19 protein-coding genes and 1 other RNA gene are annotated in these 25,673 nt (G+C 41.4%); 5 read left to right on the top strand and 15 right to left on the bottom strand.

Translation table 11 applies throughout. The features are described from left to right. Nucleotides 1–219: 219 nt before the first annotated feature. Nucleotides 220–1,212 (bottom strand): peptidoglycan-binding domain-containing protein, encoded by a 993-nt coding sequence (locus CDG77_RS16435; protein ID WP_094330420.1) that lies wholly within the window; start codon nucleotides 1,210–1,212, stop codon nucleotides 220–222. Between CDG77_RS16435 and CDG77_RS36550 the strand changes: the two genes are divergently transcribed. Continuing rightward, nucleotides 1,110–1,346 (top strand): hypothetical protein, encoded by a 237-nt coding sequence (locus tag CDG77_RS36550; RefSeq protein WP_181154548.1) that lies wholly within the window; start codon nucleotides 1,110–1,112, stop codon nucleotides 1,344–1,346. The genes CDG77_RS16435 and CDG77_RS36550 overlap by 103 nt on opposite strands. Here CDG77_RS36550 and CDG77_RS16430 read toward each other — a convergent pair. The 12 genes from CDG77_RS16430 to psbP all read right to left on the bottom strand — a co-directional run bounded on the left by CDG77_RS16430 (nucleotide 1,327) and on the right by psbP (nucleotide 18,340). Beyond that, nucleotides 1,327–2,598, bottom strand: a complete 1,272-nt coding sequence (locus CDG77_RS16430; RefSeq protein ID WP_094330423.1) for a M16 family metallopeptidase — start codon at nucleotides 2,596–2,598, stop codon at nucleotides 1,327–1,329. The genes CDG77_RS36550 and CDG77_RS16430 overlap by 20 nt on opposite strands. A 45-nt stretch (nucleotides 2,599–2,643) precedes the next feature. Then, nucleotides 2,644–3,909, bottom strand: a complete 1,266-nt coding sequence (locus CDG77_RS16425; RefSeq protein WP_094330419.1) for a M16 family metallopeptidase — start codon at nucleotides 3,907–3,909, stop codon at nucleotides 2,644–2,646. 166 nt (nucleotides 3,910–4,075) lie between these two features. Continuing rightward, a complete protein-coding gene (locus tag CDG77_RS16420; RefSeq protein ID WP_094330418.1) occupies nucleotides 4,076–9,484 on the bottom strand; it encodes a trifunctional serine/threonine-protein kinase/ATP-binding protein/sensor histidine kinase in 5,409 nt (1,802 codons plus the stop codon). Nucleotides 9,485–9,620: 136 nt separating this feature from the next. Continuing rightward, nucleotides 9,621–9,804: non-coding RNA, 6S RNA (ssrS, locus tag CDG77_RS16415), on the bottom strand. A 60-nt stretch (nucleotides 9,805–9,864) separates the two neighbouring features. After that, a complete protein-coding gene (locus tag CDG77_RS16410) occupies nucleotides 9,865–11,019 on the bottom strand; it encodes a 5-(carboxyamino)imidazole ribonucleotide synthase (protein ID WP_094330417.1) in 1,155 nt (384 codons plus the stop codon). Continuing rightward, nucleotides 11,016–11,540: a pentapeptide repeat-containing protein gene (locus CDG77_RS16405; RefSeq protein ID WP_223269833.1), complete on the bottom strand. Its 525-nt coding sequence runs from the start codon at nucleotides 11,538–11,540 to the stop codon at nucleotides 11,016–11,018. The genes CDG77_RS16410 and CDG77_RS16405 overlap by 4 nt, the downstream gene beginning before the upstream one ends. Before the next feature lie 296 nt (nucleotides 11,541–11,836). After that, entirely contained in the window at nucleotides 11,837–12,547 is a 711-nt protein-coding gene (locus CDG77_RS16400) for a DevA family ABC transporter ATP-binding protein (RefSeq protein WP_181154314.1), read from the bottom strand. Nucleotides 12,548–12,673: 126 nt separating this feature from the next. Then, on the bottom strand, nucleotides 12,674–13,828 hold the full coding sequence (devC, locus tag CDG77_RS16395; RefSeq protein WP_094330415.1) for an ABC transporter permease DevC: 1,155 nt from the start codon (nucleotides 13,826–13,828) through the stop codon (nucleotides 12,674–12,676). A 193-nt stretch (nucleotides 13,829–14,021) separates the two neighbouring features. Further along, on the bottom strand, nucleotides 14,022–15,446 hold the full coding sequence (locus CDG77_RS16390) for an HlyD family efflux transporter periplasmic adaptor subunit (protein ID WP_094330414.1): 1,425 nt from the start codon (nucleotides 15,444–15,446) through the stop codon (nucleotides 14,022–14,024). An 832-nt stretch (nucleotides 15,447–16,278) separates the two neighbouring features. Further along, complete coding sequence (locus tag CDG77_RS16385; protein ID WP_094330413.1) at nucleotides 16,279–17,016, bottom strand: phycocyanobilin:ferredoxin oxidoreductase; 738 nt, start codon at nucleotides 17,014–17,016, stop codon at nucleotides 16,279–16,281. Nucleotides 17,017–17,114: 98 nt separating this feature from the next. Then, nucleotides 17,115–17,708 carry a Maf family protein gene (locus CDG77_RS16380; RefSeq protein WP_094330412.1) on the bottom strand — a complete coding sequence of 198 codons (594 nt, stop codon included), beginning with the start codon at nucleotides 17,706–17,708 and terminating at the stop codon, nucleotides 17,115–17,117. An 86-nt stretch (nucleotides 17,709–17,794) separates the two neighbouring features. Then, complete coding sequence (psbP, locus tag CDG77_RS16375) at nucleotides 17,795–18,340, bottom strand: photosystem II reaction center PsbP (protein ID WP_094330411.1); 546 nt, start codon at nucleotides 18,338–18,340, stop codon at nucleotides 17,795–17,797. A gap of 390 nt (nucleotides 18,341–18,730) precedes the next feature. On the opposite strand from psbP, the gene CDG77_RS16370 reads away from it, so the two are divergent. The 4 genes from CDG77_RS16370 (at nucleotide 18,731) to CDG77_RS16355 (ending at nucleotide 23,239) form a co-directional block, all read left to right on the top strand. After that, nucleotides 18,731–19,711, top strand: a complete 981-nt coding sequence (locus CDG77_RS16370) for an ABC transporter substrate-binding protein (RefSeq protein WP_190233985.1) — start codon at nucleotides 18,731–18,733, stop codon at nucleotides 19,709–19,711. Nucleotides 19,712–19,720: 9 nt separating this feature from the next. Then, complete coding sequence (locus CDG77_RS16365) at nucleotides 19,721–21,505, top strand: diguanylate cyclase domain-containing protein (RefSeq protein ID WP_094330410.1); 1,785 nt, start codon at nucleotides 19,721–19,723, stop codon at nucleotides 21,503–21,505. A 177-nt stretch (nucleotides 21,506–21,682) separates the two neighbouring features. After that, nucleotides 21,683–22,519, top strand: a complete 837-nt coding sequence (gene dapB, locus CDG77_RS16360) for a 4-hydroxy-tetrahydrodipicolinate reductase (RefSeq protein WP_094330409.1) — start codon at nucleotides 21,683–21,685, stop codon at nucleotides 22,517–22,519. Nucleotides 22,520–22,552: 33 nt separating this feature from the next. Further along, on the top strand, nucleotides 22,553–23,239 hold the full coding sequence (locus tag CDG77_RS16355) for a phosphate ABC transporter permease (RefSeq protein WP_094330408.1): 687 nt from the start codon (nucleotides 22,553–22,555) through the stop codon (nucleotides 23,237–23,239). 188 nt (nucleotides 23,240–23,427) lie between these two features. Here the strand turns inward: CDG77_RS16355 and CDG77_RS16350 are convergent, their stop codons facing one another. After that, complete coding sequence (locus CDG77_RS16350; protein ID WP_094330407.1) at nucleotides 23,428–24,843, bottom strand: right-handed parallel beta-helix repeat-containing protein; 1,416 nt, start codon at nucleotides 24,841–24,843, stop codon at nucleotides 23,428–23,430. A 100-nt stretch (nucleotides 24,844–24,943) separates the two neighbouring features. Continuing rightward, entirely contained in the window at nucleotides 24,944–25,573 is a 630-nt protein-coding gene (locus tag CDG77_RS16345) for a precorrin-8X methylmutase (RefSeq protein WP_094330406.1), read from the bottom strand. Nucleotides 25,574–25,673: the final 100 nt, after the last annotated feature.

Raw genomic sequence — 25,673 nt, 5'->3', positions numbered from 1 at the left:
TGGAGGTGTTTTCGTCGTCGTCCGGCTATCCATCCCCGCCCTGTAGAGGGACGGGGAATTCCGCCGAATCAGTTAAATTCCTGAAGCGCAAAACCCCTATAGAAGTTCCTCAAAGTTGAAAAACCTCTATACCTTTGGGATTTGCAAAAAATAAGTTATTAGAACTTCAGAGCATCTTGCTCGCGTCTTTGATTACAGGCAAAGGAGACGCTGGCGATACTAACGCCGCAAAAGAACCTCCCAGGTAGAGCCACCAACTACACCGTCAGCTTCTAAACCATAGCGCTTTTGTGCAGCTTTCACAGCTGTCTCGGTTGTCTCGCCAAAGTCTCCATCGGCATCGCCTTTCAAAAAACCAAGCTTTTTCAGTTGTTGTTGCAACTTCACAACTTCAGAACCACGTAATCCTATACGCAAAATTGGCATTCCTTCGGAGGTGTATTGAATACCAGGGGTTCGCTTAGTACTTGTGTTTGATGTGTTTGACTGACTTCGAGTAGTTGATGTAGTGCGATTCGGTTTTTTCTGTGTGTTTGAAGTTGTAGTTTTTCTTGGGGTAGCAGGTCTTGGTTCAGGGTTGCTTGCAACTTGTGTTGCAGCTTTCTTTGGACTAGTAGGTTTTGTCGCAACTTGTGTTACGGCTTGTCTGGGGGGGTTGGGGCTGGGATTTGCAACGTTGGTGAGGTTGCTAGCCTGGGTTGGAACAGGAAAATTCGTAGCTGAGTTAAATCTTGGCTGGGATGAAGGAACAGTTGATGCTGCTACTGGTTGATTAGGGAAAAGTCTTTGCCAAGTGCTGGCATCAACAACGCCATCTGGGTTTAAGCCAGCTGCTTGTTTAAACCGGGAAACAGCACTAGCTGTATTCTGACTATATATACCATCTACTGCACCAGAATAAAAACCCAAAAGTTTCAGAGCTGCCTGAAGTTCAGATACGCGTTCGCCTTGGCTACCAACTTTAAGGTTAGGGCGGTTGATGCTATCTCCAGGATTTACTTGAGCAATTTTTTGTGGTGCTGCTATTGATACTACAGATGTTGAGGCAATAAGCAGAGGCGTAGCAGAGTACAAGAGTATTCCAATGGCTGATAAAAATTTAGACCTCTTTGGGCACCAACCCTTTTGCCGTTTTTCCACTTTACAGCGATTTACAGTTGGATCTAGTAATTTTAAGTAACTCAAAATACTTGCTGTCAGGCTGCTTTGCATGGAATTTACTCCCAGAATATTCTCATGCTAATGGTACAGCCGCTTGGTCTAAAAAACAGCTGCTCCATTTACGATCGCACATAATCAATTGCGATCGCGCCTTCGAGAGCAAGACTATGCGATCGCTCGATTAATTGCTTCTTCTTGACCAACTAAAGATAGGTAAGGCTCTTTTAAATATTTACGAGCAGCAGCGATCGCATCTTTGGCACTCACCGCCGCAATCAATTCTTGAAATTTGGTGTCAAAATCAATTCCTAAGCCCAAGATTTCATACCAGCCGTATATCTGAGCAATTTGCCCATTTGTTTGTTTACCCAAGGCGTACTGCCCCAGAATTTTATTTTTAGCAGCTTGGAGGGCGCTTTCAGATACTTCTGTGGTACACAATAAATCTACTTCTGTCCGCAGTCCTTCTAGGGCAATGCTGGTATTTTCGGGTGCTGTACCCATATAAACCACAAATGAAGCCGGAAATAGCCTTGTTGAGTAAAAGGCAGATACTTCGTAAGCTAAACCGCGCTTTTCCCGTAATTCAACAAACAAGCGACTAGAAAGCCCATTTCCCAAGTAGGTACACAGCAATTTCAGTGGGGCGTAGTCAACAGAACTCACCGATGTTCCTAAATAACCGAGCATCACGATTGATTGTTGTGTCTGTACTGGCTTAATTCTTACCTGCGGTTCCACCCTAATTTCAGGTAAATTTAGTATTGGCAGTGCTTGGGCTGGCGCTTGCCAATCAGCAAAAACTTCTTCTACCAACGCGACTGCATCCGTGGATGTGATTCTACCAGCAATACTAATTACTACATTATCTGGACGGAAATAAGTTTGGTGATACTCCACTAAATCCTCACGAGTCAAGCGGCTCATGGTGCTTTCATCTCCCAGCACTGACATGGAGTATGGGTGATTTTGGTACATTACCTGCCGCATTTGCTCAAAAGCAACATTGAACGGTTGCTCTTTTTGGGAACGAATATCTTGGAGTGCTAACCGCCGTTCTAGTTCCACTTGAGTTTCAGGAAAAGTAGGCGATCGCAAAATTCGCCCTGCCAATGCTAAAATTTCCCCAAAATCCGATGTTACCGTCTTGAAAGACAGCAAAAAATAATCAGTGCCAGCATCCGCACTCAAACTTGCCCCTACAGACTCGACAATTTCTGCAATTTCCAAACTAGAAAGTCCATCGCATCCCTTTGTCATCACTGCTGATAGCAAATGTGCTAACCCTGCTTGCTCGCGGTTTTCGTTACAACTACCAGCCCGCACAAAGATTCGCACTGCAATAATGTCCGCAGCCGGATTTTCTGATGCCAACACGACAATCCCATTATTCAATCCGGTGCGATGGATAGGCGATTTTTGCAGCAAGGTTGTCATTTGTTCTTTGTCATTTGTCATTTGTCCTTTGTCCTTTGTCAAAAACTAACAGGGTTTTAAGACAGTAACGGCATAATTTTGTGGTGAGAGATACTGTTTAGCTAATTTTTGCAGTTCTTGGGCATCGAAAGACTGAATCTGCTGGGGATATGTCACAGCTAATTCAGCTTGGGCGATGGTATTGTAATAGCCATAAAGCCCTGTAAGCTGATTTGGTGTTTCGGTAGAAAAGGCATACTCGTTACACAGCAGTCTACGGGCACGGGCAAGTTCTTGTTCGCTAATTCCTTTAGTTTGCAAATCATCCAAATGAGCGCAAATCAAGGATTCAACTTCCTCCAGATTTTCTGGTTCTAACCAGGCAGTAATTGTAAATAAACTTGATTCTCTTTGGAGAGAAAAACTACTGCAAATTCCTTGTACCAATTGCAAATCTTCTCGCAAATCGCGAATTAAACGCGAAGTCCGCCCTTCTGCCAATAACACCGACAATAAATCTAAACCATAGCCAGTACGGATTTGCTCTACTCCTGGTACCAGCCATGCCATCAACAATCGCGCTTGCTCTATACGTGGTAAACACAGTTCTTGACGGTGAATTCCTGCGATCGCTGGCTTTGGCACTTTCTCAAACTGCGGACAATTGGAGCGATCGGCAAAATCAGTAAATGAATGATTTACCATTTCCCAAGCTGGTTGCTGGGCTATACCACCAGCAATTACCACCGTCATGTTTTCCGGCTGATAGTGGGCGTGGTGAAAACAACGCATTGCTTCTGGTGACTGCTGCATCAGTTCTTGCTCAGTACCCAGCACGGAACGTCCGTAAGGGTGATGCGGATAGATGCTTTGAATCAGGGTTTGGAATCCTATCCAGTCGGAATCGTCCTGACAAGAGCGAATTTCCTCTAGCACCACATCCCGTTCGCGGCTAAATTCATCTTCTGGAATTGCCGCATTCAGCAGCAGTTCTCCCAAGTAGGGGAGAGTATCTTTTAAATAAGGAGCAGCTGTGGTGAGTGAATAATGAGCGTAATCATAGCTTGTCGCCGCATTACTCACGCCACCCCGGTTTTCAACTTTGGCATCGAACATTCCAGGCGGTAGCGTCGCCGTACCTTTAAAAATCATGTGTTCTAAAAAGTGCGCCATGCCAAACCACGGTTTTGGCTCTAGGCTGGCTCCAGCACGCACCCAAACATCTGCCACAACAACGGGAGTTGTGGGAATTTCTTGATGAATAAAAGTTAAACCGCTCTCTAGTCGGAAGACTGAGGCTGGAAATAGGGTATTAGTTAGTTTTTGTGACAATTTTTTGTAGCTTTAACCACAATTTAATGCAATTTTGTCATCTTAACTCTGAACGATACCTAATTTAGAATCAAGTTATACAGATTTGTAGAATTATGCTATTGTTGTTCTCCGCACTACTGAAAAGTTAGAAGTGTTATGCATTGAGAGGAAAATCGCAAATTAGTTAAAATACTGGAATCTCAATCACAAATTCTGTTCCTTGACCAACGACAGAATTGCAACTCAACCGTCCATTATGGGTTTCTTCGACGATTTGACTAGCGATCGCTAATCCTAATCCCGTTCCTTTCCCAACCTCTTTTGTTGTAAATAGGTGGTCAAATATCCGCGTTCTAACCTCCTCTGGCATCCCCTGGCCGTTATCTTTGATGCGAATTACCACCATATTTTGCTCGCTAGATACTTCGGTGTGAATCAGTATTTGGTGATGATTGGCTTGGGCTTGGGCAAAAGAAAGCCCCTCGCAGGAAGTATCTAAGGCATCAATTGCGTTAGCGAGGATGTTCATAAATACTTGATTTAGTTGTCCTAAAAAGCACTTAACTGGTGGCAATTTCCCGTATTCGGTGATGACTTCAATTGCTGGACGTTTTTCGTTAGCTTTGAGGCGATACTTCAAAATCAACAGAGTACTCTCAATCCCTTCATGGAGGTTACAAGCAACTTTTTCGGTTGTATCGGCTCTGGAGAAGGTGCGGAGACTGATGCTAATATCTTTGATCCTTTCTGAAGCCACCTTCATTGAGCCTACTAGCTTTGGTAAGTCTTCAGTCAAGAATTCTAGGTCAATTTCTTCGCCATGCTCAATGACTGCGATCGCAGAATTGGGATGATGTTGTTGGTAGCATTGGATATGAGCGAGTAAGTCTTGGATATAATCTTCGGCATTGTTGAGACTGCCTTTGAGAAATCCAATCGGATTATTAATTTCATGTGCCACCCCAGCAACCAAATTACCCAAGGTTGCCATTTTTTCATTTTGCACCATTTGTAATTGGGTATGCTCAAGTTCTTGTAGCGATCGCTCTAGTTGATGGGCATAATTTTGAGATTCTTGATAAAGACGGGCATTTTCTAGAGAGATGGCAGCTTGAGCGCATAACAGTTGGATAACTTCAGTGCGATCGCTTGTAAATGCACCGATTGTCAGCGGATTTTCTAGATATAGCAGCCCAATAAGTTTACCCTGATTTAACATCGGCGTACACAACACACTCTTAGGTTGTTGCTGCATGAAATATGAGTCGCCAATAAAATCTGTTTGTGCTGTTGCATCATCCAGCACAACAGTTTTTAAGCTGCGTTTGACATAGTTTACCAGGGTAATGGGAATGCCTTCGCTGGTTGACAATGGTATAGATACCAGAGTGACTCCTTCGTTGATGCTGGCTATAGCTTCAACCACTAAGTCGCCCTGTTGAAGTACAAGTAAAGCAGCTTTTTGTGCCCCAGCATTTTCCATCACCACTTGCAAAAGGGTAGTGAGCAATTGCTCTAATTTAATTTCACTGGAGAGAACTTGTGAGGCTTTAAAAATGGTGGCAAAATCGAGGGCTTCCGAAATACTGCTGCTAGAAAGGTTTGTGTGGATGGTTTGATGTGGAAATAATGATGCTTCGACGGTTGAACTCAGTTGCAAGCGATGATGCTGTCCTTGTAAGATGGGAGCCAAAAGTTGGGGATAGCGTTTTTCCAAATCCTCAGTTTTGGCTTTAGCACCCCAACGAGCATAGCAGTAATAAGCCTCTTGCATATAAACTTGGGCGATTTTTTCTTTACCCCAGTCGAGGTAGAACTTGGCAGCTAGTTCATTACTTAGGGCTTCTTCTTGGATATATTGGTTTTCTTTCGCCAGATAAATGGCGCGATCGTACAATTCTATTGCTGCTATTTTTTCGCCCAAAACTCGATACCGTTCTGCTTCCACCAAATCAAATTTGTGTTGGAAATTCATCGGTGCAAATTTGGCTCGAAACTGCAATTTTTCCTGATTTTCGCCAACCTTTAAGAGTAATTGTTCCTGTTGAGATGGTTCAGCCGTTGGATAGACAGCCAGCCGAGACAGAGAATCATAGTAGTAGAAAACAGTCACAGATAACATTCCTGCGCCACCGTTGAGGTATTGCTCTCCCTGATTTGCATTCTCAACTGCCGCCGGAAAATTCTCAAACAAATAACTGAGTGTTAACTTACTTAAGAAAAATATATGGAGTGTTAATTCGTCCTTTTCTTGGAGGAGCGCAGATAAGAGTTCTTCTTCTTGACAATCTTCACCAATCAGGGAGTCTGGATAGTCGCTATATTCGGTGATATTTTTAATGGTTTGAGAGACGATATTAGACCAACTTAATAAGCGCTGATTTTGGGCATAATTAGACTCGTAGGCTTTGATATCTGCTAAGAGAATTTCCAAAACTTCTGTGCCACTTAAATAGACATAGAATAACTTAAAAATCATCGATGCCAGCACATGAAAAAAATCGCCTGTTTCTAATCCAAGACTATGGGATTCCTGTAATAACCTAATTGAGGTGCAAATATGTTGTTTATTAAATTGATTCAATGCACCCACCTTAAATAGAGTCATGCTTTGAACAGATTTTGCTTGAAGTCTATCCACAAGCATTAAACCTAGCTGGCCAAATTCGTAGCCTGACTCGAGTTGGTTACAAATATTAAGTACAATTCCAAAATCTGCATATCCTGTTGCAGAAAGTGGTGCATTACCGTATTTAAGAGATAAATTTACCTCTTCGCAGGCAATAATTGGGAACAGATAAGGGGCAGTTTGGTGGATGGCGGGAGCGATGCTAGCCATAATCCGCAAAGCAACCAAAGCTTTGGGATCGTTCATCAATGGCAAATCAACTAAGCCCTCAATACTTCTGCCAGCCAAGGTGGAGAGCGTGTTGACTACAGATTGCTGAATGTCTGGAGGTGTTACTGATTCAGGTAATGTTACCCCAAGTTGAGCGAGAAGTTCGCGCCCAATTGCGATCGCTTTGAATGATTGATTCCGCACCTGATCGGCTTGGAGTTGAACTTCATAAACTTTCACCCGATCCAGTAAGGTGGTTGTTTTTTCAATGACGATCTGGATCAAAGATTCCATCTGGTCAAACTCGTTATTGAGAAAAGCAGCTTCGGCTGCTTCTTCGTATAAACTTCGAGTCAGTTCGTAGGCGATTTCCCAACTATTAATCGGTAGCAACTGCATTCCAGAATAGAAGTAATGAAGTGCAGCACCATAAGCGGTAGCTTCTTTCGCTTTTCGACCAGCGTTCAGATTTAATTGAGCTAATTGTTGACGTTCAGCCAGTTGGGTAATTAGCAATATTCCCCGATTTAACTGACTGACAAGCTCAAAAATTCGCTCCTCTTGCTGTGACTCAGAGGTATTTTGCAAGAGTAATTGACCAATTTTAAGATGGGTAAATTGTTTCTGCTCACCTAGAATCAGAGAGTAAGCCGCTTGTTGCACCCGGTCATGTAAAAATTTATAGATGGGAACTTGGACATTGTAATTTAATGGATTTGAGTCATAATCATGCCCACTATCTTGAAAGAATTTATAAACTTCACTAGTAGGTATAACTAACCCTTCTTGCAAAGCTTTCCATAAAGATGCTGCTGTTTCGGTTTCAGATTGTTCAGAAACAATTGCTAAGGTTAGCAAATCAAACTGGTTGCCAATGCACGCAGCTAATTTCAACACATTTTGCGTTGCTGTTGGCAACTTCTGCAACTGTAACGCTACGAACTCTACCACATCATCAGTGAGAGCAAGTGCCTTTACAGCAGCAATATCACATTGCCAATACCCTCGCTCGAAATTAAAAGTAATCAATCTATCTTCATACAATGCTTTGATGAATTGCGTTGCAAAAAATGGATTTCCCTGAGTTTTTTGATAGACGAGTTGCGTTAGAGGTTGGGCAATTTTACTTGAACAATTTAAGATATCAACTACCAATTGATTTAAACTAGCTTTAGTTAAGGGAGCTAAATTAATGCTGTGAATTGTAGCATTGGCTTTGCGAATCTCCGCTAAAGTCAACATCAATGGATGCGCGGTAGAGACTTCATTATCTCGGTAAGCCCCAATTAAAAGTAAAGATCCATTTCCTGATTCACTCATCAACAACTGGATCAACTTGAGTGATGCAGAATCAGCCCACTGCAAATCATCGAGGAAAATTACCAATGGATGTTCTTTTGTAGTGAATACCTGAATGAACTTTTGGAAGAGTAAATTAAAGCGATTCTGTGCCGCACTTGGTGAAACTTCCGTTGCAGGTGGTTGTTGACCAATAATTTGTTCTAGTTCGGGAATTACCTCAAGAATGACTTGCCCTTGATCCCCCAGCACTTGTAAAATTTTATTTTTCCAAGTTGACAATTGAACATCACTTTCACTGAGCAATTGTCCCATTAAGTCTCGAAACGCCTGTACAAAAGCGGAGAAAGGAATATTCCGATTAAATTGGTCAAATTTTCCTTTGATAAAGTAGCCCCGTTGCCGGACAATGGGTTTGTGAACCTCGTTGATCAAAGCAGTTTTACCAATACCAGAAAAACCAGCCACTAACATTAGTTCCGTCTGATTGTTGCTAACGCGATCAAAGGCTTTTAGCAGAGTTTCAACTTCATGCTTGCGACCATAGAGTTTTTCTGGGATAATAAAGCGATCGCACACATCCCGTTGAGCAATTGGGAAACTTACAATTTTCCCCGTCTCCTTGAGTTGAGCCAAACAATTTTCTAAATCATATTTCAGCCCAAATGCACTCTGATAGCGGTCTTCGGCATTTTTCGCCATCAATTTGCTAACAATAGATGAGAGTACAGGCGCAATTTGCGGATTAATCTCATGTACTAAAAGCGGAAGTTTGGCAATATGACAATGTACCAATTCCATCGGGTCGTGTGATTTAAATGGTAATTCCCCTGTTAATAACTCGTAAAAAGTTACACCTAGAGAATAAAAATCAGTCCGATAGTCAATTCCCCGATTCATTCGTCCAGTTTGCTCTGGTGATAAATAGCCAAGTGTCCCCTCTAACACATTAGGACTCATCAAGATTTGAGTTTCTCGTGGCAACAGAGATGCAATACTAAAGTCTATTAACTTAATTTCTTTAGTTTGGGGATTAATTAAAATATTGGCGGGTTTAATATCTTTGTGAATGACCCGATGACGAATTAGAATATCTAATGTATTGCACAGTGCGATCGCTAAAAGTAAAAAATCTTGTAGAGATGCAATATATCGCGTCTGGTCAGAGGTTAAATAATCTTTGAGAGAAATTCCCCCAAAGTCTTCCATCACTAATGCATAGCCATTCTGATAAGGTTCTAGGCTGTAGGTTTGGATGATTCCAGGTAGATTCAAATTTTTGGCGATGGTGAATTGGTTGCGAAACTGTATCAATTCGCTGAAACTGGGATAAGCAGTTTTCATCAGCTTAATCACCACAGATTTTTGGTCAGTTTCTCGATTAGCGCGATAAACCAAGGTTCGAGAACCATTGTAGAGTTCTTTGCTAACGTGATATCCGGGAATGCTGACCATAGGGCTTAATTCTTGAGACTTTTATATCTAGGTTTCCCAAAAATATGGCAATCTTTACTGTCAGTTCGCTTATTTGAAACTAATCGAAATAATTAAAGCTCCCAAGTTCTAATTGACTTTGGGAGCTAATAATTTTAAGTTCACCGCGACGCCGTTTTACCTAAGTTTATGACCTGGGTTTATCCAGGTGGGAACCTAAATTCCTCGTTTAAAGTTTCCGGGTACATGCCCGGTTTACTGCCACGAGAACAGTTGACTCCCTTGTCATTAAAGGCATAGATCAAAAAACTTGATGGCAGTCACCAACGTCGTAGTGCAACTCACTCATTATAGCTTTTCAAAAGATGTTGTGTGTTCAATATCGAAACTTTCCGATCTATTTACCTGGGATACCAGATAGATTCTACTTTCTGAGCGATCGCATTTGCCGATTCTCGATTTTGATCGTCCAGCAAAACGGTAACATGTCCTAACTTTCGTCCAGGACGTGATTCTGTCTTCCCGTACCAGTGAACATGCGCCTGGGGAATTTCTGCTATTTTTTGACGCTGGCTGTGGTAATCGCTGTGAGAATTTTCATACCCCAGCAGATTAACCATCACAGCGCCAGCGCACTGCAAAGCTGGATTCCCTAAAGGTAAACCACAAACTGCTCTGAGGTGTTGCTCAAACTGAGAAGTTTCGCAAGCGTCAAGAGAAAAATGCCCAGAATTGTGGGTACGGGGCGCAATTTCATTTACCAAAACTTTGCCATCAGCTCTGAGAAATAGCTCAATTCCAAAGATTCCCACTACTTCTAGGCTATTTAATAGAGTATGTGCGATCGCTTGGATTTCTGCTACTTGATTAGGCGTAATATCAGCAGGCGCAATTACCCGCCGACATACTTGTTGTTCTTGTTGAGTTTCTACCACTGGGTAAGTGACAATTTCTCCCTCCACAGAACGCGCTGCAATTATTGCTAGTTCTCTTTCAAAAGGGACAAATTCTTCTAACAAAAAAAGTGATTTATTTAAAGGTTTTATTGTGGTTTCATAACTTAGTTTTTGCTCTAAATTAGCAAAATCCTGAATTATGAAAGTACCCTGACCATCATAGCCGTGGCGGCGGGCTTTGAGAACTGCTGGAAAACCGAGGTATTCTATTTTTGATTGGAGATGTTCTACCTCCTCAAGGGCGAAAAATTGAGGAACTGGTAATCCCAAATCGCGTAAGTAGCAGCGCTGATGATATTTATCTAAAAGAGGAGCTAAAGCTTCTAATCTGGGACGGAAACAAACGCCTTTTTCTGATAAAAGAGATAAAGCTTGCAGGTTAACAAATTCGTTTTCAAAGGTGATGACATCGCATTTTTGAGCTAATATTTCTGTAGCATTTGCGTCATCAACTGGGGCGAAAACAGTCTCTTGAGCGATTGACACGGCCGGATCGTGAACGCTTGGAGTTTGTACTACTAATTCTACTCCTAGCTTCTGTGCTGCATCCGCCATCATCCAGGCAAGTTGTCCGCCACCAATTACACCAACACGTTTCATTGACATCCTAAAGAATCACGAGTTTGCACGCCTGTTTTGGAATTCACACCACTGGCTTTTTGACACAGTTCTTTGATTTGTGCCCGATCCAAAATTGCATCTGTAAAATCTGCACCGTCTATATTTACATCATTAAATATGGCGCGGAGCAAAAGAGCTTCTTTGAAAACTGCATCACTCAAATCGGCCTTAGTCAAGTTTACCTGATCGACCATTGCATTAGTTAAATCCGCTCCGTGGAGATTTGCTTTTGTCATCACAGAAGCACTCATAACTGCTCCCCGCAAATCAGCATTTGAAAAATTAGCCAGTTCCATGTTGGCGTTAGAAAACTCCGCAGCTTGCAAACTTTCACCAGAAAAATCACGTCTTGACAACTCTGCATTACTAAATGACAGTGGATGAGTCCAGCTTACTGCTAGTGCAGGATTAGCCACGCACCATATAATAATTCCAAGTAGGAACGCCAACCATTGCCGCCAAAATATGCTGAGAGTCAATTTGGTGTTTAATTGCTGCATTTAATTACCATATTTGAATATTAGCAGGGCTGACTGATTCTAATTGAGACTCGCAGCCTTGCTACTGGACTTGAGGGATGTGCATTTCCCTTGCTTAATATTTTGTAACGCAAAAAGGACAGATGCGACTCTTAAAATCTCTGCGTTCTCTGTGCCTCTGCGGTTTCAAAGTATTTTATCGAACCACAGAGGCAATAGAGTTGCCAGTGCGTTGCGGGGGTTCCCCCCGTTGTAGCACCTGGCGCAACACAGACAAAAGAGGAATTATTTATGAGTTGTAATTTCTGATGGGAGAGTTATGACTGAATTATTGTATTTGAAGAATTACGAGTTAAAAGACCATCTTCCATTTCTACGATGCGATCGGCTATATCTAAAATGCGGTTGTCGTGTGTAACTAATAAGATCGTGGTTCCCTGATTTTTGGCTAGACTCTGCATTATTTCGACAACATCGCGTCCTGATTGTTTGTCTAATGCGGCTGTTGGTTCGTCTGCTAGTACTAGTGGAGGGCGATTCACTAGGGCGCGGGCGATCGCAATTCTTTGTTTTTGTCCACCAGAAAGATTGTCTGGGTAGTAATCAACTCGTTCTTCTAGACCAACTGACCCCAGCATGGCTTTTGATTTAGCTACTGCTTCTGTTTGAGAAATATTATTGTTCAACTCGACTGCCATTTGCACATTTTGCTTTGCGGTCAAGAACCCTAGCAAATTGTGAGCTTGGAAAATATAACCGATGTTGCGTCGCATCTGTACCAGTTTGTTTTGACTGACACCAACGAGTTCTTCACCTAAAAATTTCAAACTTCCTTCTTGTACAGACCGCAAACCACCAATTAAGCTCAGTAATGTGGTTTTACCTGAACCGGATGGCCCGGTCATAATTACAATTTCGCCTGAATAAATTTCTAGGTTGATGTCAAATAATATCTGTTTTTTCAGCGATCCTTTACCATAGTAGTGATTGAGATTTTTAATGGCAATTACAGGTTCTTTTTCCATCATATTTTTGTAAGTTATAAGTTAGAATTTCCAAAATTGAACTGGAGGTTGAATCAGAAATTAGGTTTTCTTAACCATCAATCATAAGTGGTATTTATTAATGGGAAATTTTAATTAAGATTAAATTAATTAAAAGATATCTGCTGGATCGGCGGAACGTAATTTGCGGACTGCGATCGCACCGGAAATAATACACATTAACATGGTTAAAATCAACACCATTACAGCACGATCGAAACTCATAAAAACTGGTAGTAGTGTTGCATCTCTCGCGCTACTATACATAAATAATGAAAAAATAATTCCAGGGAAATATCCTAAAACTGCTAATAGCAAAGCTTCTTGAAGAATAACCATTAACAAATAATTTTGTGTATAACCTATTGCCTTAAGAGTAGCGTACTCAGCTAAATGATCTGCAACTTCTGTATAAAGAATTTGATAAACAATCACAGTTCCTACAATGAAACCCATGACAGTCCCTAATGTGAAAATAAAGCCAATAGCTGTACTATTTGCCCAATAATTCCGCTCAAATTCAATAAACTCTTGTTTTGTCAAAACATTTACCTCTTTAGGTAAATATTTTCGTAACTCTTGGGTAACAACTTCAGCATCGGCTCCTGGTTTTAATCTAATCAGTCCAATATCAATTAATCCTGGTTGACGATTACTGAATATTCGCAGAAAGTTAACATCACTTGTAATCAAATTTCCATCTGCGCCGAATGATGCACCTAATGTAAATAATCCCCCTACTTTAATTTGCCGCCTTCGTACTTCTGCTGTTACGGTCTTTCCTTGGTCATAAGTAGCAGCAATGGGCCCATATTCTACCCTAGAAGAACGGTCAAATAGAACTACATCAGGCAGTTTAAGTTTATCTAAATTTTCCTGAACGCCAGGTAAGTTAACTATATTAGTTTCTGGGTTCATTCCAAATATCAGGATACTACGAGGACGACCTGTTATAGGATTCTTCCAGATTGTAAAGTCCAAATATATAGGATGTACTGATTGGACTGCGGGTAAATCTAAAGCTTTATATAACCGTCTTTGAGAAAAGCTCCTCATTGCCAAAACAGCACTAGATTGACTGTTAATTAAAACAATATCGCCCTGCAAGCTGCTATGAAATCGAACGTTACTATAATACAAAGCATCTCGAAAGCCGAGTTGCATAAACATCAAGATATCAGCAAAGGCAATTCCTGCCAAAGCTACAGCTAGTCGAGTTTTTTCTCTTGTTAGTTGTAGCCACGACAGAGGTATTTTTTGATTCATTTTATATGCATCCAAGCACAGTTAGAATAATTCGTAATTTGGTTTTGTAGCAGAGATTTAGAAAGAGCCGCAAGAATTGACGCTTCTATCAAATTTATAGAATGTTGAAAATGGATGAAACAGCCTAATTAAGAAGATTACCAATCCAAAATATCAAATCACAAATTGGTAATACTGTTCATCTATAACTTGGTTAATTATTAATTTCGACAACAACTTTAGCGTAAGTTAAACCAGAAACTTTCTGGCTATCTTCTGAAGGCAGAGCAATTTTCACTTCTACTACTCTGGCATCCACATCTGCTGCTGGATCTGTATTCAGCACGTCTTTTTTACCAATTTTTCTGCCAATTTCAGTGACAGTTCCCTTTAATTCGCCGCTAAATGCTCCATTATCGCTGTTGATAGTGGCGTTTTGACCAATCCGCACTTTACCAATACTGTCTTCAGGGACTTCAGCAATCACATACATTTGGCTGGTTTGTCCAATTTCAGCAATACCATTTGCACCTATGGCTTCGCCTGACTTGGTGTAAACCTTTAAAATCTCTCCAGCGATTGGTGCTTGAACGTAGCTTAACCTTAGTTCTGCTTCGGCTTTTCTGACATTTGCGATCGCATTACTAACTTGAGCTTGCGCTACTTGCACATCGGTAGGACTCACATCCATTATTCTGCTCAGTTTGGCCTTTTCTTCATCGATTTGTCTTTGCAAAGTTGCTAAAGTTTTGTCACGGTTAACTTTGGCTTCAATTAGCTGCTGTTGCAAAGTTGCTAAATTTTGTATTTGGTTAGCTCTAGCCTCAGCAAGTTGCTGTCGTACAGTTGCTAATGTCTGCTTGAGGGTAGCTTGGCTTTCAGCCACTTGCTGATTAGCAGTTACTGCACTCAAACGTCTACTATCCCGCTCTTGCTGAGAAATCGCACCTTCTTTGTATAAAAAATCATAGCGTCCAGCATCAACTTGGGCATTGCGCTGTTGGGCTTTAATCCGCGTAAGCGTTGCTCTCAGAGTTTCTCTTTGCCCGCTGAGTTCAGCTTCTAGGCGATTTACTGTAGCTTGTTGGACAAGTTTATCTCCACTTAACTGGGCTGCAATCCGCGCGATCGTTGCTTGTTGACCATCCCTTTCGCCAATAAACTGCGCTTGTAAGCGAGCAACAACTGCTCTTTGAGCTTGAATATCTCTTGGAGATCCAGCCCTGACTTGCGCTAAATTCGCACGAGATTCTTGCACTTTGGCTTTTGCCTCTTCTAGTCCGGCTATTTGGGTATCGCGGTTATCCAAAATTGCCACAATTTGGCCTTGCTTTACCTGTTCACCCTCTCTCACCAGAAGTTGCTGAATTCGTGATGATGGCGCTAATCCCGATGATGGGGCGGATAATTTAACAACTTCGCCTCGCGGTTCCAAACGCCCTACAGCACTAATGCTATTGGTAGATGGCATTACGGGTGCGGGTGTAGAGAGTTTTTTCAGCTGCTCAATTTTCGCTGTACCTAGTATCCCAGCAGCGATTACTACTGGCACAGCTACAGCGATACCCCACCAAATCTTAGGTTGTTCTTGATTAAGTGCCTGCTCAGTTGGCTTTGGCTTTTCAGTCACCCTTGACATAGTATGTTGCCCGTTTACCTGAATTGTGCTGATGGAAGTAAAATAAAAGGGTTTTTAATCAACAGCCAGCTGCTTTAGGACAAACAACAGTGGTTTAAAGCTGGGTATGGCTTAAAATCCATTGCCTAATGGAACGCTCAACACTATGGCTTTACAAAATGGTGTTTTCTATAGCATGTCTTCTTTTGTATGCAACACACTTACCTCTCTGCTTTTAGGAGAGAGGCTTTGAGGCTTACTCCCCAACGCTAGCAGGGAAAGGCTGGAGGGTTAGGTATGTATTGAAACCAAGAAGCGCTATAGTAGCTGGCTATTCAATAACTCTGAGTATTATTGAGACATGAGTGCAATGGGAATTAGCAGAATTCACAAGCACGATGAATCTAGATGTAGAGACGCTATGTATCACATTTCTACACAAAATTCCAAATTGGTATGATGCGGTACTGTACTGCTACATTCACTACGACTACAGTTAGTCACAAAATTGAAAAGAAACATCAAAAATAGACTGTTGCCTTTTTTGGATACAATCTTGTTACAAAAACTAGTCTTCCTTAAGTGAATGAATGATTAACTAACTAAAAAATGTCTGTCAACTTGAGCATTCCTAACATCAGAGTTTCCTTAACTTTCTGGTCAATGAATTAGCAGAGCTAGTTGCTTGCACCTACCAAGACAACAAACCATTTTGTGATATTTGCTTCAAAGACCTGACTATTTTCCCTGTTGCTGTTTTGGGACTCCATTAAACTCTCGTTGAATGAATTCTACATTTATCTGTTATGCGAAAACGTAACAGAACCTACAGATAGGTGAGATGGGAAGATGATTAAGTTGGGAGATCGAATAAAACTGTGGTCATATAATTTTCTGCCCAAGCTGGGCCAAAGGCTTTTTCTAGTACGCGACGGGTTTTATCGTTTTGCTGCTGTTTGGTGCAGTAGTTGTGTTGTCCGGCGAGATTTTGTGTAACTTGTTCAACTGAAACTGGATTAGAAGCGATCGCTTGGGTACAATGAATGTCTAAAAAGTCTCGCACCCGCGACAGAAACATTGCTTCTTCTTCTGGGGAACTAGGGCGCACAAATATGCAGAAATCCGAAAAAATATTTCCCCATTCTGGTAATTCACGGGGTTGGGAAAAGTTAAGCACTTTTAGCTGTGTCAGTGCTGTAGTATAAGATTCTGGTAAGGTGCGCTCTGCTTGGATAGGAGAAAGGTCTGCGATCGCTGCACTAATTTGACCTCTACCCCCTACTAAATCGCAACCAAACATCGGTAGGTTGTATTCTGGACGCGGAAACATGACACAGTGCAAAATATCCAGCATATTTCCGATTTTCGCCAGTTCCAAATGCATTTTCCGAAACTGGGGCGTTTGATAGCAACGGTTTTCAATCGTTAGTTTTTCGCCTTCTAGTCTACCTTCCACATACCCCAACTCATCAGGCAAATGGTAGGGCGATAGATCCAGGTGCTGATGCCAAGCTGCCTCAATACAATCAGCTAGCTGACGAATTAGGGGATGTTGTTGCTCACGCAGCGAGGGCATAGAAGTAAATGACATAAGCTAGTTGGGAATGCGATCTAATGCTCAGTCTACAACCTGTTGTTTGTCATTTGTCATTTGTCATTTGTCATTGGTTAATAACTTTAGACAAGGGACTATTGCCAGAAATCAGTGACATCGTATCCTAATTCTCCTAGCATCTGTCGCAGTAGGGGTAAACTGAGTCCGATTACGTTGCTGTGACAGCCTTCAATTTTTTCGACAAAGAAACTACCAAAACCTTCAATAGCAAAGGCTCCAGCACATTTGAGGGGTTCACCTGTGGCAACATAGGCTTTGATGGCGCGATCGCTCATTTGAGCAAAGTAAACTCTTGTAACTTGAGACTTGACTATTGTGCGGTTTTGGTATGGGTCAATTAAGGCGTGACCTGTGTACAAGTCACCAAAGCTACCTTGCATTATCTGCCAACGAGCGATCGCTTCCGAAATGTCTGCTGGCTTGCCATGAATTTCACCATTCATAAACAAAACTGAATCACAACCCATAATCAAAGCCGATTCAAACTGTGGGGCTACAGTTTCTGCCTTATATTGAGCAAGAGTTTTGACCAATTCTGCTGGTTCGCTTAATTGGATTTGCGACTCATCAAAATCACTAGCTCGAACTATCGGTTCAATACCAACAGTTTGCAGCAAGCGGCGACGGGCTGGCGAAGCTGAAGCAAGTACAAAAGGTGGAATTTTCATAAGTAAAATTTATAAAAAACTTGTTAATTGGGTATGGGGCATAGGTGATTAAATTTCTTCTCTATCCCCCACTCCCTATTCCCCAATTAATAAACAGAAAAAGAATTTACAACCTCATCAATCATTCCTTTAACTCTCTGCCAGCGTTTTTCAGGAATTGAGGCGTTGAGGGTAAAAAGTTTACCACGACTAACAGCGACGCTGGCGATGTTGTGCCGTTCCTGTTTATTGGCGAGTTTAACCTCATACTCTAAAAGGTAATATGTTTTACCGTCTACTTCTCGCTCTGCGGCATTGACTAATTCAGCCGAACGACCAGAGTCAGGAGGCGCAAGGGCAGCTTTTCCTAACTTATATCCTACTTCTGTTGGCGTTCCTAATTCTGACAAAGTTTTGCCTTCTGGAACTGGGCTAATCACAACAGAAACATTTTCAGACACCTCAATCAAATCGTGGAAAACCACATCTGGGCCGTTAGCAACTTTAACTTGCAGCCAGCCGTTAGGATATAAAAACTGATAGCCATCACTAGAGTCTATAAAGCTTTTGAGTCCCGCCGCCGCCGCTACATCAGAATTACTTAGGCTGAAACTCAACACCAATAGCAAAATTAATACAATTCGTTTCCACATTTATACAGATTCCTTTGGGCTGGAGACAACACCAGGCTTGGATAATTTATCGTTATTATTCTCCCACCAACAGGGACGCTTCGGATGAGCCATTAGATGTTGACTAGATGTTGACAAATACTCCCTGGTGTATGAACTTACTGATGAAGCGGTGTGAAATTATCTCCCTTGCCTCTTCTTCAATCCATCTTTCTTGGCTAGAAACTCACTCAGGGTTGCTTCTGTATACACGATAGGATTTAGCGACTTTTGCAAGAGGTCTATTTTCTCAAAAACAGATTTTGTATTGACTTTACTATCATCTTATTTGGGCGAGAAAAGAGAGATGATCGCTAATTGTCCCCAAATACGAAACTCAAATTTACGCTTATATTATTGGCAAAGTTTTCTATGTTTAAACTATTTAGACACATTAGTATTTTTCTGATTACCACCTGTTTACTATTTGCTTGTCACGCTTGGGCACCAACCGAATTCAAACATCCTCCCTTGAAAGTACAATTTGGATCTTTCATTGGGGAGTATCCAGGTATCATTGCTCAAGAGAAAGGATTCTTCAAAGCTCAAGGTGTAGATGTAGAAATGATTTATAAACTATACAACAAATTGGAACAAGCAAACTTCAGTGCAGGTAAGTATGACGGTATTTCATTATCTATAGGAAGTATTATCATCTTGAGTACCACAAATCCAGATATACAAGGTGTGCTAGTTATAGATGAATCAACAGGAGCAGATGTGGTAGTTGCCCAATCACAAATTAAAACCGTCACTGACTTGAAAGGGAAAAAACTAGGCGCAAATCTAGGCGGTTTTAGTGAAGTTTTCGTGACTGAGATGTTTAAAAGTGCCAACTTAACCAGCGATGATGTGAAGTTGGTTAAATTAGAGGCTTTAGAAATTCCTCAAGGACTGAAAAATAATGTTATTCAAGCCGGACACACTTGGGAACCTCATCTTTCTAAAGTTATTAAATTAGGAGGACATATCATATTTACCAGCAAACAAACTCCTGGCTTGATTGTAGATATGATTATTTTTCGCGGTGATACAGTCCGCGATCGCCCCGAAGACATTCGGGCATTTGTGCGAGGATGGCTGCAAGCCTCGGCGTACTGGAAGGCAAATGTTCAAGAAGGAAATGCGATCGTCAGCAAAGCGTTAAAAATTCCTACTAGTACACTTTCTTTAGATGGAGTAAACTTAACTAATTTAGGTGAAAATCAAAAATTATTTCAATCTAGTAACCCTAATTCCATTTACAAAACTGCCAAGATATATGCAGATTTTTTTATTCGTGCTGGAAACGTGACGCGCATTCCTGAGCTAAAAAGTTTGTTTAATTCTTCCTTCTTGAACTCTACTTCCTAATTTAATGCCATGCAGCAATCTCTTTTGGGTAGCATCCGTACAAAGTTGATCGCTTCATTTCTCATTGTTGCTTTGATTCCGTTGCTGTTATTGGCATTTATCAACAAACAGACAACTGAAAAAGCACTAACTGAGAACGCTCAACAAGCCCTATCTGCGGCGGCTAACGAAACCAGTAACAGAATAGATGCTTTTATTGATGCAAATCTCAATGCCGTGCGTGTAGAGGCGCTTTTACCAGGTTTGGCACGCTACCTCAGCCTCACTCCAAAACAGCGAGATGACAGCCCCGAAATGCAATTGGCGATGGAAACATTAATTCGTCTCAGTCGCAAAGATATGCTGAATATTATCTCTTATGCTTTGCTCGACTTAAAGGGGAAAAATGTATTAGATACACGTACACTTGACATTAGCAAAGATGAATCAGTTCAAGATTATTTTAAGAAACCACTGCAAACTCAGTTCTCCTTTGTTTCTAGCATGAAGCGAGCGCCGAAAATTACTGACCTTGTTACTCTCTGTTTTAGCAGTCCGGTTCGCAATGCCAAAGGAGATATATTAGGTGTATTGCGTGTCTCATACAATGCTACTGTTGTTCAACAGTTAGTAAATCGAGAAACTGAACGGTCTGGAAAAAAATCTTTTGCTATTCTTTTAGATGAAAATAATATTTATCTAGCCCATAGTATTGCACCAAAACTGCTTTTTAAATCCATTACGCCTCTGCCTTTGCATGTGGTAACTCAATTACAAAGGGAAGGGCGTTTGTCTAATTCTCCTATCAAGGAATTGGCAACTAATGAGTTAAAACTTCAGCAAGCATTGGATAATGATCAATCGTCTTTAATTGCACCTTTATCAGGAACAGGTAATCAGGTTAATCTGATTGCGATCGCTCGTTTAAAATATCAACCTTGGTCTGTGTTGTTTGCACAGCCTCTTGCTATTGCTTTAGCACCTGTAGAAAAGCAAATTCGTGATGCAATGTTTCTATTTGCATTTATCGCTTCAGCAGTGACAATCATCGCTTTTGCTATTGGGGAACTGCTAACAAAACCAATAATTTATCTTACCAATATAGTTTTCCAGTTTACCGGAGGTAACTTAGATATCCGCGCCAAAATAAGCTCAAAAGACGAAATAGGTCAACTGGCGAAATCGTTTAACAACATGGCACTTCAGTTACAAACATCTTTTGAAACTTTGGAACAACGGGTACAAGAGAGAACAGCAGAGTTAGTAATTGCTAAAGAAAAAGTAGAAGATGCAAATCAGAAATTAGAACAACTGGTAAATCTAGATGGTTTGACTAAGGTGGCTAACCGTCGCTGCTTCGATGCACGACTGCAAGCAGAATGGAAACGCCTTGCACGAGAGCAAAAACCCCTATCACTGATTTTATGCGATGTTGATAAATTCAAACTTTACAACGACTACTATGGACATCTTGGAGGCGATGATTGTCTAATTACGATCGCGCAAACAATGCAAGAGATGGTTCGTCGTCCTGCTGATTTAGTAGCGCGTTACGGAGGAGAAGAATTTTCAGTACTCCTCCCCAATACTGACTTAGTAGGAGCGATCGCAGTAGCAGAAAGTATTCAACAAGCAATTCACAATAAAGCTATTCCCCATGCAAACTCTGATATTAACGATATTGTCACACTTAGTTTAGGTATTAGTTCTATTATACCCACTTGCAACATCAAGCCACATACACTCATCCTTTCCGCCGATCAAGCCCTATACAATGCCAAACATAAGGGGCGCGATCGCTATTGTACTGACTAAATGTATCAAAAAAATAAATTATCCCAATTTCTAGACTTAACACGATTATTCCTCCCCCTGCTCCCTGCCTACAAAGCGATGGGATATTTTTTTAGTTGGAAGTCCCTGAGAAGCTAGCTACTAGATCGCTAAAGTCTTTACAATTCCTTTGTTAGCTCAAAAAGTATTTCTCGACCTATGACGAATCAAGCTCCTATCCCGGTTATTGTCAACGGTGCTGCTGGTAAAATGGGCCGTGAGGTGATTAAGGCGGTGGCACAAGCGCCTGACTTAAACCTAGTGGGTGCAATTGACCACAGTTTGGAACATCAAGATAAAGACGCTGGAGAGTTAGCGGGTTTAAGCGAACCTCTGGAAGTGCCAATTACCAATCAATTGGAACCAATGTTAGGGTATGTAGCTGGCGACAGACACTCTCCTCCAGGGGTGATTGTAGACTTTACTCACCCAGATTCCGTTTATGACAATATTCGTAGTGCGATCGCTTACGGTATTCGTCCAGTAGTTGGCACCACTGGGTTAAGTCCAGAACAAATTCAAGATTTGGCAGACTTTGCCGACAAAGCTAGCACAGGTTGTCTAATTATTCCGAACTTCTCCATTGGCATGGTACTGTTGCAACAAGCCGCGATCGCAGCCTCAAAGTATTTTGACCACGTGGAAATTATCGAACTGCATCACAACCAAAAAGCTGATGCTCCCAGTGGTACTGCCATTCAAACGGCGCAGTTACTAGGAGAATTGGGTAAAACTTTTAACCCTGCTCTTGTAGAAGAAACGGAAAAATTAGCAGGAGCAAGAGGAAGTGTAGCAAATGAAGGGATTAGAATCCATAGCGTGCGCTTGCCAGGATTGATTGCCCATCAAGAAGTTATTTTTGGCGCAGCCGGACAGATTTATACTTTACGACATGATACGAGCGATCGCGCTTGCTATATGCCAGGAGTGCTACTAGCGATTCGCAAAGTCTTAGCGCTAAAGTCGTTAGTATATGGATTAGAAAAGATACTTTAAACATCACTATTCAGCATTCATCACTCAGCACTCATGTTAGTACCACTGACTCGCCAGAAATTTGAACAAGTTATCCCCCTGATTGCCACTGGTTTGCAGTACAAGTACTACTGGGGGAAATTCTCAAATTTTTTGCAACGGCTGTTAATTTCGGTAGTTGCCGTAGTTGCCATCTTGCTTTTAACAGTCGTTTTTAAGCTTCCTTTTGCTTCAATAGTATTTGTGCTGGGCATAGTTAGCGCTTTTTTTTGGTTGTGGTATCCAGTGTTTCAAGCAAGTATGCGGAATTTGCAATGCCGCCGTTACAAGTATGGCGGCTTTTTCCGGGGTCGAGTTCTAGATTGGTGGATTACAGACCAATTGATGGGTAAAACCGAAACAGTCAACAACAAAGGCGAATTGGTGATTATAGAAAACCGAGAAAAACAGATTAACTTAGAGGTGGGTGATGAAACAGGGTTTAGCATTGAATTTGTAGCACCATTACGTCCTGCCCACAAAGTTATTACTCGCGGTCAAATTGCCGAAATGGTAGTGCTGTCAAATCGCGCAGATTTGAGCAGCATTGAACAATTCAGCGATATATACATTCCCAGTCGTGATTTGTGGATTAGCGATTATCCTTATCTGCGGCGGGATTTCTTTAATGAAGTCGGTCGCCGCTTGCGTGAAGACCAACAACAAAAGCCGCGTCGCCGGCGGCGGAGAGTAGAGGAGTAAAAGATTCCCACCTACCCTACCTCACGACTGGGGTGGGAACTTAGTAGTTTTCCTTTACATGAAGTACAAAGTTAAGGGTTTTGAGGCAGATGATAGAAACTTTTTATCTGTGATTTTGAGTCCTACGTTTTGTACCCATTTAAAAACCAAACTGCTGTATGGATAGTTGACCAAACGATGTCCGTATTTTACAGAGAGCATCCCACCTTTATAAGCTTCCCTTTCAAACGATAGGTGACTGTCCCGCAAACAAAACCTGCTGACTTCGGCTCTACATACATCCGTGTTGGCGGGTTTTGTTTATCTAGCCGCGATTTCCAATCGCGAGATGTTTTCTCTAGAGTGGGATACTTTTTTAAGAAATTGGAATCTGCAACAATATCGTGAGGCCCTTTAACACTTATCTTAGAAGTATTGATATAGATATTATAGTCATAAACAACATTTTGATTTTTAGTGTTAACGTTAATATCCTTACCAGGAAAAGCATAGAGAATATTATTTAGAATTCTGACATCAGATGAGGTATGGGCAAATATCTGTCCTCCCTTAATTTCTGGACTCTGATTATTTAAAACAGCCGTGTTATTTACAATATCAATACGATCGCTTAAAAATGAATGAATGCCTGAACCACCATTATTAAATGCAAGATTGTTTTTAACTAAAGTACGCCCTATATATGCATCCAACTTTGAGTCTTGTCGCTCATTCCTGGAACCATCGATAATAATGCCATTACCATCTGTGATCCTACCGACTTCAATCCAAGGGATGTACATGCGATTGTTATAGGTCTTGTTGTTGGTAACAAACATCTTGTATCCCCGGTTGCTGTCAGAATTCCAATTGTGCAACATTGAGATACCACTACCACCATAAACACCATACCAGGCATTATCGAATACAGTATTCTTATCCACCTTCACATAATCAGCCTCAATTACTGCGATACCTGTTCCTCCACAGCCATGCACTTTGTTGTTCACAATATTTATGTGATGAACATGACCATTGGTTCGTCCGTCAATGTTTATGCAGTTTCCGCTTGTAAACCGATTCGATCTATTAGTCTTCTGACTTAATGCATAATCAAGGGTGATGTTGGCATTGTTCCCTATCACCTCCAGCCCATTGAGTTCGATATATGAAGCTCCCTTTGAAATCAGAATACCGTTCCATGTATTATGTTGAATTTTTGGAAAATGACCAGGATATGCTTTATACCTAATCCATGATTTTGCAGTTCCAGAACGTTGAATAGTTACTGCACTCCCAGCTTGAGCGGAATTTGTGTATACTCCGTTCATAATCAATACTGTATCGCCAGGGTTAGTCAGATTTGCTGCCCTTTGAATTGTCCTAAAAGCGGATGAAGTGGAGAGTCCGCTATTTTTGTCGTTTCCATTACCACTAACATAGTATGTTTTCGGACTCGTCTTAGTGCTGATTAGCTCACGACTGGGTAGGATAATTTCCTTGTTAGTGGATACCTGGCGAAGGTTTTCAATTGAAGATACTTTTATCTTGTCTCCCTCAACCAAAAAACTCAACACCACGGGAATTGCAAGATATGCGCTTAATCTGAAACCTTGAATTACCACAAGAAAAGGCTCCTTTCTCGGCACTACTTAACAAAAATATCAGGATCTTCAGTAATTTTAAATACTATTTTCCATAAAGAGTACAATATAATCGACTTTCCTAATTTCCCCGATTTCTATCTTGTCCATAGGCTTGCCAAGCCAAGTCTACCAATCCATCAACGATCGCAGCTGCTACAACTGCATTACCTTTGCGACTCTCAATGGTAATATGAGGCACTAGGGAGTCTTGTAAACGCCCCTTCGCTTCATCAACATCAACAAATCCCACTGGAGTCGCAATTATCAAAGCAGGTCTAATTTCTTCAGCTTCAATTAAATCTACTAGTGCTGTTAGTGCTGTTTGCGCTTGACCTACTACAAAAATGCCCTCTGGATAACGCTTTGCTAAGGTTTCGATTCCCCAAGCTGCCCGAGTTTTTTCTTTTTGAGGTCGTGTCAAAGCTTCCATGCTGCAATACACCGGATTAGCAAAGGTGTTTTGAATTTCGTAGGCAATACCTACTTGTACCATCGGCACATCTACCACAATCGTGGTACGGGCGGCTAGTGCTGCCGCTCCTGCTTGCAAGGCACGCTCAGAGAAACGAATCAAAGACTTATACTCAAAGTCAGCTGTAGAGTATATTACCCGACGCACAATCTCGTATTCTGCGGGTGAAAGAACATGATTTTCAATTTCATTATCAATGATTGCTAAACTTTGAGCATCAGTTACGTGCCATTCCATTTTTGTTGAGCTTCTTAAATATTAGCTTTCAGCTTATCAGCTTCAGGCATTTAGGAGTTAGGAGTTATAAGTTAATTAAAAACTCATAACTTCTAACTCA

Source organism: Nostoc sp. 'Peltigera membranacea cyanobiont' 213, from assembly GCF_002245975.1.
GTDB lineage: Bacteria > Cyanobacteriota > Cyanobacteriia > Cyanobacteriales > Nostocaceae > Nostoc.
This window is presented reverse-complemented; position numbering and strand designations above follow the sequence as displayed.